This window comes from Mesorhizobium sp. WSM4829, assembly GCF_055811475.1.
On record NZ_JBVVQJ010000053.1, the window covers coordinates 22,091 to 33,819 of the forward strand.

12 protein-coding genes and 3 pseudogenes are annotated in these 11,729 nt (G+C 60.6%); 8 read left to right on the forward strand and 7 right to left on the reverse strand.

From position 1 onward, the window contains the following. Nucleotides 1-104 precede the first annotated feature (104 nt). From AC0L17_RS31375 to AC0L17_RS31395, 5 genes and pseudogenes are all read right to left on the reverse strand, one after another. Nucleotides 105-1,529 carry a hypothetical protein gene (locus AC0L17_RS31375; RefSeq protein WP_473518613.1) on the reverse strand — a complete coding sequence of 475 codons (1,425 nt, stop codon included), beginning with the start codon at nt 1,527-1,529 and terminating at the stop codon, nt 105-107. Nucleotides 1,530-2,017: 488 nt separating this feature from the next. Further along, nucleotides 2,018-2,761 (reverse strand): PP2C family serine/threonine-protein phosphatase, encoded by a 744-nt coding sequence (locus tag AC0L17_RS31380; protein ID WP_473518614.1) that lies wholly within the window; start codon nt 2,759-2,761, stop codon nt 2,018-2,020. 1 nt (nt 2,762) lies between these two features. Next, on the reverse strand, nt 2,763-3,437 hold the full coding sequence (locus tag AC0L17_RS31385) for a hypothetical protein (RefSeq protein ID WP_473518615.1): 675 nt from the start codon (nt 3,435-3,437) through the stop codon (nt 2,763-2,765). Between the two features lie 23 nt (nt 3,438-3,460). Then, complete coding sequence (locus AC0L17_RS31390) at nt 3,461-4,027, reverse strand: hypothetical protein (RefSeq protein WP_473518623.1); 567 nt, start codon at nt 4,025-4,027, stop codon at nt 3,461-3,463. A gap of 236 nt (nt 4,028-4,263) precedes the next feature. Further along, nucleotides 4,264-4,548: pseudogene (locus AC0L17_RS31395) on the reverse strand (DUF2026 family protein); the annotation flags it as partial. 87 nt (nt 4,549-4,635) lie between these two features. Between AC0L17_RS31395 and AC0L17_RS31400 the strand changes: the two are divergent. The 4 genes and pseudogenes from AC0L17_RS31400 to AC0L17_RS31415 all read left to right on the forward strand — a co-directional run bounded on the left by AC0L17_RS31400 (nt 4,636) and on the right by AC0L17_RS31415 (nt 6,794). Continuing rightward, the gene (locus AC0L17_RS31400; protein ID WP_473518616.1) at nt 4,636-5,337 is read left to right on the forward strand and encodes an IS6 family transposase; all 702 of its coding nucleotides are present in this window, start codon (nt 4,636-4,638) and stop codon (nt 5,335-5,337) included. 54 nt (nt 5,338-5,391) lie between these two features. Then, nucleotides 5,392-5,679, forward strand: a pseudogene (locus tag AC0L17_RS31405) (hypothetical protein); the annotation flags it as partial. Nucleotides 5,680-5,787: 108 nt separating this feature from the next. Further along, nucleotides 5,788-6,078, forward strand: a pseudogene (locus AC0L17_RS31410) (ISNCY family transposase); the annotation flags it as partial. 224 nt (nt 6,079-6,302) lie between these two features. Next, nucleotides 6,303-6,794: a DUF2958 domain-containing protein gene (locus tag AC0L17_RS31415; RefSeq protein WP_473518617.1), complete on the forward strand. Its 492-nt coding sequence runs from the start codon at nt 6,303-6,305 to the stop codon at nt 6,792-6,794. Here AC0L17_RS31415 and AC0L17_RS31420 read toward each other — a convergent pair. Together AC0L17_RS31420 and AC0L17_RS31425 are read right to left on the reverse strand one after the other, a co-directional pair. Further along, nucleotides 6,730-7,173 carry a type II toxin-antitoxin system VapC family toxin gene (locus tag AC0L17_RS31420; RefSeq protein ID WP_473488842.1) on the reverse strand — a complete coding sequence of 148 codons (444 nt, stop codon included), beginning with the start codon at nt 7,171-7,173 and terminating at the stop codon, nt 6,730-6,732. The two genes, AC0L17_RS31415 and AC0L17_RS31420, sit on opposite strands and share 65 nt — an antisense overlap. 699 nt (nt 7,174-7,872) lie before the next feature. Beyond that, a complete protein-coding gene (locus tag AC0L17_RS31425) occupies nt 7,873-8,088 on the reverse strand; it encodes a hypothetical protein (protein WP_473482482.1) in 216 nt (71 codons plus the stop codon). Between the two features lie 47 nt (nt 8,089-8,135). Between AC0L17_RS31425 and AC0L17_RS31430 the strand changes: the two genes are divergently transcribed. The 4 genes from AC0L17_RS31430 to AC0L17_RS31445 all read left to right on the forward strand — a co-directional run. Next, nucleotides 8,136-8,990, forward strand: a complete 855-nt coding sequence (locus AC0L17_RS31430) for an alpha/beta fold hydrolase (RefSeq protein ID WP_473482454.1) — start codon at nt 8,136-8,138, stop codon at nt 8,988-8,990. 363 nt (nt 8,991-9,353) lie between these two features. Beyond that, nucleotides 9,354-9,593: an XRE family transcriptional regulator gene (locus AC0L17_RS31435; protein WP_473518618.1), complete on the forward strand. Its 240-nt coding sequence runs from the start codon at nt 9,354-9,356 to the stop codon at nt 9,591-9,593. 272 nt (nt 9,594-9,865) lie between these two features. Continuing rightward, nucleotides 9,866-10,786, forward strand: a complete 921-nt coding sequence (locus AC0L17_RS31440) for an N-6 DNA methylase (RefSeq protein WP_473518619.1) — start codon at nt 9,866-9,868, stop codon at nt 10,784-10,786. Between the two features lie 68 nt (nt 10,787-10,854). After that, nucleotides 10,855-11,729: DNA methyltransferase family protein (locus AC0L17_RS31445; protein ID WP_473518620.1), on the forward strand; the 875-nt coding region annotated here is incomplete at its 3' end.

Consider the following 11,729-nt stretch of genomic DNA (forward strand, 5'->3'; position numbering starts at 1 on the left):
ACGCCGAAGTCGGGATGTTGACCCGAATTGATCTTGGCGACATTAGCGGCCAGCCATTCCAGGCCACCCTCTTTGTCCTCCGACAGTATGATGGCATTCAGGCATCATGCTGACGCGCCGTCCTCCGGTTGCGGCTCCTGAGCCTCAGTCACCGAAAATGCCCATTTTATTCCATGGCTGGCGTCGGAAAGGCTCGCCTCGAAGGCTTGCTTGCCCATGCGCAGATCGCAACGGTTGATTACCACCCAGAAGACGGCCTCAACCAAACGCTGTAGCGTATTCACCTCCTGCCAGAGGACGTCGCGCTCGCCGGCATGGACCACCTTTGACCGGATAGAATAGAGGCTCTTGATTTGGTTATAGACTTGAACCCGGTCCGGGATATGCGAGGTGTAGATCACGGAAGCGTACCGGCTGATCGTCTGGGTAACCGGAGCGCTCTTGTCGTCGGAAGACAACAGCGCCTCTAGAGCGGTAAACAGTGCCAAAAGCCGCTCGGCCCGGTCGAAAGCTTGCCGCCCGCGTGTCATCCAGCCAAGCCCTTGGGCTACCCGCAACGCCAGTGAGCCTTTCGGCGGATCGAAGATCGCTTCCGCAGCGGTAGAAAGGGATTTCGAGCCGAGGTGCTCGATCGTCGCCGCGTCCAGCTCATAGAGCGGCGGAATCTTTTTACCACCCGCAGAGGCTGTCGTTCCTTCCAAAGTAACATGGGGCGGCCTGAGGTCGGTCGGCCTGGTCGGATGCGGTTCGATCTCCCCATTCGTCGGGAAACGGCTGGTCTCCTCCTTGAATGCAAGGCGAATGAAACTGATCGCAACGTCTATGAGCCATTTGCTTTCCTCCGCCACATTTTCCTTGGCTGCCGGCACCTCGACGACCCACACCATCCGTGGCATCCCGACATGGATGACACCATCTGTTGTCCTCAGATTTGGATATTCACCAGCTGCAAGCGTGATGCGCGGATTGTTGGCGATCGCGGTCTTCTGCTGGGCGTCAGCCGTCGACATGACGGTGACTCGGCCGACCTTTACAGCATCTACCGACGACACCAGAAAGTTGGGCTCGATTTGGATGAAGGTTCTGGCCCCTTCGGCGATCACTAAGTCCACAAGTTCTTTCGCCCCATCCGCAATCAGTTGGGCGCGCTTCTCAGCCGACAGGGTGCTCGGTTCCGCTCCCTCATCCGGCAACCCATCCTCTTCCGCCGCCGGCGTCGTCGCTTCGATGATTTTCGCGACCGTTTCGTGGGCAACCTTCTGGGTCATTTCGGAAATGGACGTCTCGTGCCCGGCCTTTGCTTTCAGCAGCTTGGCCGCCCTCAGAGCGAAGTCCCGCCGGGCGGAGAGAAATGTTTTGGAAAATCTTACGGCGGACCCTACGAAATATGTCCCGCCCCAGTCCCCAAGATCAAAAGGGGTCGGGTCCTCGCTCGGAACGACGCCGTCGAGAAATGCCTCGATCAAACTGATCGCGAGATCGACAAGTTCCTTTCTCTGTTCCGAACCTATTGTATTCGCTTTCGCCATCTCTCATCCCTGAGTCGAGCTTGTGGAGCCTACATCGGGACACGGCTTTGAAGAACATCTCATATCAAAACAAGGCCAGCTGACCATCGGCAGCGACCGGACCGGTCGGCCGCAACGCCCAAATATCTCGCGGCGATCCACAGCCCGAAGGGTGAGGAATGTGTCAGCCATGCGCCGCCTTTCCCACGTTGCGCGCGAGACAGGTGGGAAGCTGCGGCGCCGCAGCCACCAACGAGGCGGTTTTGGATGTGTCGAGCCTAGCTTCGTTTCACGCTTTTCCACGAACTCCACGAACCGAGCGATAAGCCCGTCGTGACTGCCTTCCGCCAAGATGAGTCGTCGACGACGCGCGACAGCGACGTCCTTGTTTGCAACCAACCGATGCGCCGGCTTCGCCGAAAGCTGCTAAAAGTAGCGGATACGTAGAGATGTCGACAGGTTTGTAAGGGCCGTTTCCGAGGCGACTACCATTGCCGCACGGTCGCGAGTTATCGGCGTAAACTGGCTTGTGACCTCAAATAGAAGCTCGGCGCCGCGTCGGCGTCGATGAGTTCAATCCCAGATCCAGACTTACCGCGCAAAATCGAGAGAGCGCCGCAATCGTCGCGGTCATGTTCGACCATCCCAACACGCCTTTCGATGAAGTCGACCTGCTGGTGCGGATCAAGTTCCGCCCAGAAGCCGTCCGTCGCAAGCAGCAGTGGCCGATCGTCGAGTTGGAACGAATTCAGATCAGGAGCAATGAAGCGCTTCGAGCGGAAACTGCGCGTGAGCCTGTGACGCGCGGGGTCTTTCGCGAGGCTCTCGATCGCCACGGGCAACAGCGGATTTGCGAGCGTGTGGGGCTGTATCAGCCATGCGATCCTTCCATCCTCCGCGTGTCGGCCTACCAGGCAGTCGCCTACGTGCAGCACCAGCGCCTGGCGCGTCGCTTCAAAGTGCAGAAGGGCATAGCTGGCCGAATCTGTGCGAAATTCCATCGCGAGCACCGCGTGGGTCATGCGAAGCTGTGCGATCAGAGCGTCGGCGGTTACCTGTTCAGCCGCGGTTACGAACCAGTCGACCATGCGGCGCGCAATTTCGCGAGCAAAATCGCCGCTGCCCGAACCCGATGTCGATCCATCGAGAACGATGGCCAAGACGGCATCACCGCGGATACCGATGCCGGCGTGGTCTCGGTTGTCAATCGTCCGCGTGCCTTGCCGACAGTGCCATCGGATTTCCAAGATCATGTCAGCGCGTATCCAGCGTACTGATCGCGACCAGCCGGTCATAAACGATGTCGGTACGGCCCGCTGGTCCGCGAATGTTTCCCTCCAGGAAATGGTCGAAGTTTGAATCAGCGAGCAGCGCCGCAAATTGTTCGGCGATGTAGGCCCGGATCTCCGGTTCGCCGTTTGCGATTTCCTCGACGATCTCCTCACGCCCGTCGACCAGAAGGAGAATGTCCTCGGCATCGCGGCTGGCGATGAGATCGCCTTCGCCGCGTCCGCGGTATGCCTCCAACTTGGTCGCGACAAACAGCTGCGGCGTGAGGCGTCGGATCTCGAGCGCCTCCTCCAGCTGTTCTGGTACGGCCGTCGCGATCCCCTTTGCGTACCAGCGATTGCTGAACCCAAGGATCGCCTCGTCGTCCGGCATGAAGTCGACCTTGAGCTCGCCGAGTTTCATACGGCAGATGACGGAATCGTCAGCCGCCTCGGTGAAACCGCGTGCGCGCAAGCGCTCCGTCAGCTCGACCCATTCTGCGAAACCAGCGAGATCGACGATAAGGTCGACATCATCGGTCGCTCGCACCCCTTCGAGAACGATGGGGTCAGTAATGTAGAGCGCGGTCGTGCAGCCACCGACGAAGACCAGGCGCGCGCGCAACTCCTCGCCGAGTGCCTCGGCGACGGCCTTCAACATGGCCTTTAACTGTCCCTGGACTGTCATCCCAGCCTCTGTACAAGCAGTTCGGCGGCGAGCTTGCTTTCGCGCTGATTGCCGACGCGGATCGCGTCGATGAGGGCCAGATAGGCATAGAGCCGCTTGTCTTTCTCGCAGGCCTCCGGCACGCTTTTGAACAGGGGGTTGACCGACTGACCCATTTCTTTTGCATGCGCGTAGGGCCAAACGCAGATGAGATTGCCAGCGCTGTGCAGGGATTCACGTAGCACGGGGGCGGCGAACGCCGTCGGCAACCCGCGCTGCATGGCGCCTGGTTTCGCCGGAAAGACGAATTTCAGACCGTGGACGATGAACTCGCGCAGATGGCGCCGGCTCGGTTTAGGCCGATCTGTCTTCCTGTCCTTGATCGCGAGGCCCGCCGCAATGCTGCGCTTGAGCGAAGCGCCGATCTCCGTCTTGCTGATTCCGAGGGCGGCCTCGAGGCCGCGCACAGAATAGGGATCCTCGCCCGCCCCTAGCCCGAGCGGCGTAGATTCGTCACCGATATCCTTTGCGTCGTCCTCCAAGCTCGCCAGCTTGAGCAGAACGACAACATCCTGGCTCTTCATCATGTCCTCTGTCCTCGGACAGAGGACACCTAATCATCACACAAGCTGAGTGTCAACGATCACGGCTGCAAACTGGTGATCTCGGCGGTGAGTCTACCGTTTCCACAGCATCCGCTCGGCATGCCGTTCGCAACCGCAGTCCGCGAGCCTTGTCTCAGTCCCGGGACAGTGGACAAGGGCGGATCGGTCGCACATACCAACACACCGCTTAATGCTCCGATCCGACACCGCGCCGATTACCAAGAGCTGGTGGCCACCGTCGCGGCAAGTGAGAGCCGGGTTACACGGCCTTTCTCGTCTTGCATCGCGAAGGTCGGCACCTGCTTCGCGCGCCGTTTTCCGTACCAGGCCATCGCAACTTTGATCAGGTCCTCGTTGAACCGCTTGGCGAGAAAACCGTCGAGCAATTTGTCCGTCAGAGACGGATCCGGATAATACCGAAAATCGCCGGTGTGCACCAAGGCATTGAGGTCGGGAGCTTCTTCATCCAGGCGCCGTTGCATCATCTTGCGAGGCAGGTCGGCTGATTTCGGGTAATCAGCAAATGCCTCTCGATGGCGTTATCAACTTAACTCGCGTTCAGGGATTTGCGGCATAGACCCGATGTCATGAACACCGCAACCGTCAGCTACAAGCGCCATCGTTTCCCGCCGCAGATCATCGCCAATGCGGTCTGGCTCTACTACAGGTTCCCCTTGAGCCTGCGTCTGGTCGAGGAAATGCTGCTGGAGCGCGGGATCGTGGTTTCGTATGAGACAATCCGCCGGTGGGGCATCAAGTTCGGTCCGCATTACGCTCGCCGCTTGCGCCGCAAGCAGCACAGCCGAAACGATGTCTGGCACCTGGACGAGGTCGTCATCACCATCGCCGGCAGGAAACACTGGTTGTGGCGCGCCGTTGACCAGGATGGCTATATGCTCGACGAGATCGTCCAGAACCGCCGCAACACCAAAGCGGCCAAGCGCTTGCTGACGCGGCTGCTGAAGAAGCAAGGCGTCGCGCCGAAGCGCATGATCACCGACAAGCTGCGCTCCTATGGAGCAGCCAGGCGACAGGTGATGCCGGACGTCGAGCATCGGGCGCATAAGGGATTGAACAACCGTGCCGAGAATTCGCATGTGCCGCTGCGAAAACGGGAGCGGATTATGCAAGGCTTCCGATCACCAGGAGCACTGCAACGCTTCGTTTCGATCTTCTCGGCTCTGCGCAATCTCTTCGTCCCGCCCCGCTCAAAACGCTCCGCTCTCGCTACACATATTCACCGCCTGCAGGCCATGGCGGAATGGAAAGCCGTGGCCATGGTCAGCTGACATCAGCGGCTGCAGGTCTCAACGCGTGTATATGCAGACAACGTGACATCCCCATCCCCGCTGGTCCTGGCGGCCGAGCAGCATAGTGGCGTCATCAAATACGCGACGGCGTTCCTAGCGACCTTTACGTTCCGTTCAGCGCGCCGCCACGACTCCTTGCTCACAGCCATTGCGATGCTCCGAAGGCTTCATTCGGAGGGACGGCGTGCACCGCCCGAGCGTGTTCCGACCACCCATCTCAGTCCAACCGATCGGAAACTGATCTTTGGGCAGCAGAAGCCTGATCGCCGGCTCTATGAGATCGCCACGCTCGCCGCATTGCGCGAGCGCCTTTGCTCGGCGTCTCGGCCAGGCAAGTCCAGCGGCTAATGAAGACGTTTCAATCTGAAGGCGCGCCGGCTCTTCGCCACAAGGCGCGTGGCCGTCCCTCCAAGGACCGCATTCTTGATGGCCCTGTGCCGCAAGGAGGTCCGCACGCTGACGCAGGCTCTGACGCTGCGTTACGATAAGGTGATGTTCATTCTCCACCCGACCGAATTGGCGAAGAAGCTTGCCTGCAAGAAGGTGGTCGTCTGCGACTATGCTGATGGCCATCTCGAGATCATGCATGAGGGTGTCGCCCTGCCCTACAGAGCCTTCGATGAGCTGCGCTCGGTTCACCGTTCGGCGATCGTCGAGAACAAGCGGCTGGACGCCGCCCTGGAGATGGTTGCCGAGATGCAGGTCGGCCGCGAGTCGCGCGCTCTCGTTGTGGCCGTCCCCACCGCCATGCGACATTCTACTTTGCTGGCGCCGCGACATTCGAACTTTGGTTGCAACATCGCGCACAAAGCATGACATCGCCAGATGCCGGGCCGGTCCGAATTCGTTACGTTGAGGTAAGCACCACGCCGCCAACCGGACGATTGCGAGCGGGCTAGCGATGGAGGCGCGGTGGCCAGCTCTCGATCAGGCTGGTCGCGGCCTTGGTTGCCCATCTCAATGACATCGGATCGTACTTCCCCCTGTCGCGCGCGAAATACGCCCCTCCCGTCATCGAGACGAAACGAGATCCTCTTTCACCTTCCTGCAGAAATGACGCCCGCCTGGAGCGCCATCACCAAGCGAATTGCGTTGCCCGCGAGGTCGAACAGCCCGAGCTTGATCACGAGCCCGTCGTGAAGCTTCTCCTGCCAACCGGGCGCGCGACTTGGCTCTTGACCGAGTTCGACCGCGAACCCGGAGTCGCCGTCGGTGTTTGCGACCTTGGCATGGGATGGCCGGAGCTCGGCTATGTAGCCCGGTCGGACCTCGACAGCTTGCCCGGGCCGTTCGGCAGGCCATGTCCTCGCTTACCTGCTCGGCAACGAGCCCCGGTCAATTCCGGCAGTTCAGTCAACTTTTCGACGACGCTCAGTCATCGGATCCTTTCGGCAAGGTTGCCACGTCTGTTCGACCTAAAAGCTGGTGCAGGGTGAGCAGCGGCGAGCGCATCGCCTTGGCATAGGCGTAGTGGAAGCGACCGAAATTGCTGAGGCGCCGCTTTCCTATGCCGTGCTGTTCGGCGACGGCGACCGCGTAGGACAGGACGCGTCGGGGCGAACCGGGCTCGCGGAGCCGAATCTTTCGTGCTTCGAGCCATTCGACGACAACCGCCTCAGCCGCTTTGTAGGCGCAATTCAACTGATCCGGCCGTGAAAGGACGATGATGGCTTCCCAGGGAGCAAGTGTCGATGTGAGCGGCGATGCCGCATCGAGCAGCGCCGCTTCATAGGCGTCGGCCGTGTCCTCCCCGCCATTATCGAGACGATCGCACATGCATCGACGAACATTATTCGTCACCACCTGTGAGGTCATGGTCGAGCTCGTGATAGGCCTGCGGTGGAACCGGCTTTCGACCTGGCTGAAAAGACAGGCCGTGCTTAGCCAGAACCTTTTGCGCTGGCTCATACTTCACGGCGGCTTGTTCGTGCCGTTAGGTTCGCGGCTACGCAACGCGGCCACCATGTTGGCGCGATGGACGATACGTTCCTGCTGCGCCAGCCCTTCCGCGATCAACATTGGCGGCGAAACCCCTGAGCCACGCGACCCAAGCCCGGTATCGCGCAACGAACGGCTTCGGGAAGACGGGCAGAGGCTGCGTGCCGCACGCGCCCTCATGGTCTTGGCGCTTCGCGACCGCGCGGGCGGGCCACGCTGTTCTGGCGCCGCGAGGCGCGTGATGCGTGTCCACAACCTGACAGCGGCACACAAAATGCCAGGTTCAAAACAAACATTGGCGAAATGTCAGGTTCTTACAACCCGCCATCTGGGCACTGTGGAGGTTTTTCAAAGCATATCCATGCGCTTACTGCGCGCTGAGCGCGCTGGCACGGGCTTTGCACATAGAAGTGCGACACTGAATCAGGGTGACTGCACGCGGACCGGCAAGACGAGCATGATCTCTTCCGTTGAACCCGTGTGCCCGTCTTTGAGAGGACGGACTGAAACAGCACCTTCTAACGGATTTGCTGCAGGCCCTGGCGAGCTACAAGGGGTCCAGCCCAGCCTCGCCCGTCATTCGAAAACACGTGCCCGACCAAGGAGAAGACGGATCGACACCTTCCTGGCGCGGCCGAGCATGTTGATGCCGACATTCTCGAGCTTGATGCCGAGGTCTTGGGAGATCACCTGGCCGCCGGTCACGATGCCGGCGGGCCGACGTGCGTTGTCCCACCGGGTGATGCGGGCAAGGGCGAGACGGAAAAATGGGCTCGACTTCCCGGTTGTCAACCTCTCCTTTTTCCCTCGTTCTCAGAAGTAATCTTGAGGAGTAAACGATGCTCAGTGGAATGGCCGACCGTGGCGACGCTCAGATATATTATGAAGTTCGTGGAAGCGGTCCACATCTTCTGCTGATTTCGGGCGCCGGCGGTGACGCCGGGTATTTCTCAGGTCTGGCTGAGGATCTTGCCAGCGCCTTCACAGTCATAAATTACGACAGGCGGGGCAACTCACGCAGTACGGGCCGCTCTGAGACGCCGATCACGGTCGCGCAGCAGTCGGATGATGCGCGCGCGCTGATCGACCAGCTTGCCGGCGGCAAGGCCCTGGTTTTTGGAAACAGCGCCGGAGCGATCGTCGCGCTTGATATTGCAGCCCGTCACCCCGATGTCCTGCGCGGCGTGATCGCGCATGAGCCGCCCGTCACCGGGATGCTCGCTGACGGGGACCCGTTGCGGGGTTTTTTCGACCGCATCGGCGCGCGCTACCGTGAAGCGGGCGCTCAAGCTACTGTCTTCGAGTTCCTCCAGGCCGTCCGGGGCGAGGGCAGCGAAAGCACATATATCTGGCCGGAAGATCTCCAGGCGAGGTTCCTTGGGAATGCCGACCACCTGTTTGGGAATGAATGGGCGGCTTGGGGACGCTTTGTTCCCGACGAGGCAGCACTGCGCAGCGCCAAATTCCCTATAATTCTCGGCGCGGGTTCAGCTGACCGCGGGCTGTTCTATGCCCGGCCATCCGTCGAAATTGCGCGGCGGATTGGCGTTCCCTGGGTTGAGTTTCCAGGCATCCACCTCGAATTCATGCCTCGTCCCGCTCTTTTTGGCGCGGCAGTCCGTGTGCTGGCATGCCTGATGCACACTGCGGCGGACGCCCTCCCCGAGGCGTGGAATACCGAAGCTGGGGGATGAACGCGCAGCGATCCCCCCACTCGTGATTGACACGATTGTTTCGGGAAGCGATGGGCAGCTTCAAAATGTCCCGTCGACGCGCACCAGAGCTGCCATGCCACTAGGATAAGCATCATGGTTCTATGAGGAACGAAGGGCTGGTTTTCCGCTTTGTCAGCCAAAACCGGACTGACAGCACACGTCCCAAAGACTGCAGATGCGAACATTCTGCTTCTTCGGCTTTTACCGGTTGCATGGAAGGTCGAGCGAGTGCCATTGTACCATCGTATTGTGTGCTATGACACATCAAACAGTGTGCTGAGACGAAGCGGTGCGGTGCCTTAAGCTGACTTCCTTGCCGAACTTGAGCGCGCCGGCCTCAGTGTGCGCACCTTTGCCGAGTTGATTGGTATGAACCCCAATTCGATCACGAACTATGCAAAACGGAGAGCCCTGCCGCAGCACATCGCCCTTGTTGCCGTGCTCGTCGCGGAAATGGCCGCTAGCGGGGTCGACTATCGCACCGCGATTGCCAAGGTTGCGCCGACGAAGAAGCCGCGCGGCGCTACTCGTCGCGGCCGTTTCGGCGGCGATCGCCAGGCAAGTCTGGATTTACGTTCGTGAGCGCACCACTGGCAAACGGCCATAACCATGACTGACTGGCTGGCCCGGCTCGAGCCCTTCGGCGCCGACCGCAGGCGCTGCACTCGCTCGATGCCGACGGGCCTGACCTTCTGCCCTATGCCACGCTGACCAGCGCACGACGTGACAGGAATTCGATCCTGGGTGTCGTCGGCGCCGTCTATGAATGGCAGGATGCACCGCTCGTCTTCCTAGTCGACGCTGATCAGATCGACGGCAACGAAAAAATCCACCAACTGCGACGCTTGCTGGCAATGCGAGGCGACGCGCCATATCTCGGCATCGTCGCTTCCGGTCGGCTCGACGTCTACGCCATCGCGCTCGATCGCAAAACGCCTGCCCAAGCGCGTATCGCTATCGACGAGTCGACCGAAACGGTCAAGGATTTGTTCCCGCATCTGGCCAATCGCCGACCCCGGGCCGCGCGAACGAAGCAGAGTTGGATTTCTAACGTTGTCCTCAACCTCCTTGCCGAGGCGATCGATTGCCTGATCGGTCTTGACCTTGAGCACGGCGACGCGATCTCGCTCGTGGGCCGAGCCCTCTTCGCCCGCTTCTTGGGGGATCGTGACCTCCTGCCGGCAAATCTGGCTGCGCCGGACGTCGCTGCAGCGATGTTCGACAATGCCGACAATGCGCGTGCGACTTGCAGCTGGCTCGACGAGACGTTCAACGGCGATCTTCTGGCCTTGTCGGTCGACTTATTCGATCACCTGCCGTCCGAAGCCTATCACGTTCTTGGCAACATCATGATGCGCGCGCCAGGCGGCCAACTCTTTCTGGGATGGGCGGAGCGCTGGGATAGGCTCGATTTCGCCCACATTCCCGTCGGCGTGCTCAGCCAAGCCTATGAACTCTATCTGCGCAGCCACGCGCCTGCCAAGCAGAGACAGGAAGGCGGATACTATACCCCCTGGCCCATCGCCGACTTGCTCGTGCGCGCGTCATTTCGCGCGCTGGAGCGTGATGGGGCGGCCGCCGACGCGCGGATTCTTGATCCGGCGGCCGGCGCTGGCGTGTTCCTCCTCACTGCATTCCGGGAACTGGTTGCCGCCCGCTGGCGCGCGGACGGCAAGCGGCCCAACACGCAGCGCCTGCGCGAAATCCTCTACGATCAGATCACGGGCTTCGATACGAAGCAGCGCTGCGCTTCGCGGCCCTGGCGCTTAACCTGATTTCGATCGAACTTGATCCCGAGCCCAAGCCGGTCGACAAGCTCCGCTTCGACGATCTGAGGGGCAAAGTGCTTCATCGGATCGGGGCGAATACGGACGCTCCCGGCGCGGCGTTGGGCAGCCTCGGGCCCTTGGTCGACGAGGAACATCGTGGGCGCTACGACATGGTCGTCGGCAACCCACCGTGGTCCTCAGGCACGAAGCTGCCGGACTGGTCATTGGTGCTGTCGACAGTCGCTCGCATCGCCAGTGAACGGACAGGCACCAAGATCGCGCCACCACTCCCCAACGAGGTGCTCGATCTCCCATTTGTCTGGCGCGCGATGGAGTGGGCGAAGCCCGGCGCCCAGATCGCGTTCGCGCTGCATGCCCGTCTGCTTTTCCAGCAGGGTGACGGGATGGTCGACGCGCGCAGGATGCTCTTTCAGGCGCTCGACGTGACATCGGTTATCAACGGTGTAGAGCTGCGACAGACCAAGGTGTGGCCGGAAATCTCCGCGCCCTTCTGTTTGCTGATCGCGACCAATCGCATGCCGGAGACCGGCACGGGTTTCCGCTTGATCAGCCCGAGGGTAGAAACCGCACTCAATGCCTCGGGCGCCATGCACATCGATGTGCATTCTGCCGAGATCATCGCAACGCAGCAGATGGTCGAGACGCCCGACATACTCAAGATCTTATTTAGGGGAACGAAGGCGGACCTCGGCCTTGTCGAGCGGATCAGAACGAAAGGATTTCCCACCCTCGATGCGTTTTGGCGTGACGCGGTTGGCATTTCCGACCGCGGCCGCATGGCAGGTGCCGGGCGCGGCTATCAAACCCTGAAGGCAAGTAGTCGGACCAGGGTGAAGGGCGATGGCCAACCAGGGGTCGGAACAAGATTTGCTTTCCCAGACACGCTAAGGTCGAACGAAGCACGAACATCTGTTTGTCCTCTGGACAA

Coding starts and splice junctions, on each gene's coding strand:
- AC0L17_RS31375 (WP_473518613.1), bottom strand. CDS start 1,529: ATGGCGAAAGCGAATACAATAGGTTCGGAACAGAGAAAGGAACTTGTC.
- AC0L17_RS31380 (WP_473518614.1), bottom strand. CDS start 2,761: ATGATCTTGGAAATCCGATGGCACTGTCGGCAAGGCACGCGGACGATT.
- AC0L17_RS31385 (WP_473518615.1), bottom strand. CDS start 3,437: ATGTTGAAGGCCGTCGCCGAGGCACTCGGCGAGGAGTTGCGCGCGCGC.
- AC0L17_RS31390 (WP_473518623.1), bottom strand. CDS start 4,027: ATGAAGAGCCAGGATGTTGTCGTTCTGCTCAAGCTGGCGAGCTTGGAG.
- AC0L17_RS31400 (WP_473518616.1), top strand. CDS start 4,636: ATGAACACCGCAACCGTCAGCTACAAGCGCCATCGTTTCCCGCCGCAG.
- AC0L17_RS31420 (WP_473488842.1), bottom strand. CDS start 7,173: ATGACCTCACAGGTGGTGACGAATAATGTTCGTCGATGCATGTGCGAT.
- AC0L17_RS31430 (WP_473482454.1), top strand. CDS start 8,136: ATGCTCAGTGGAATGGCCGACCGTGGCGACGCTCAGATATATTATGAA.
- AC0L17_RS31440 (WP_473518619.1), top strand. CDS start 9,866: ATGCGAGGCGACGCGCCATATCTCGGCATCGTCGCTTCCGGTCGGCTC.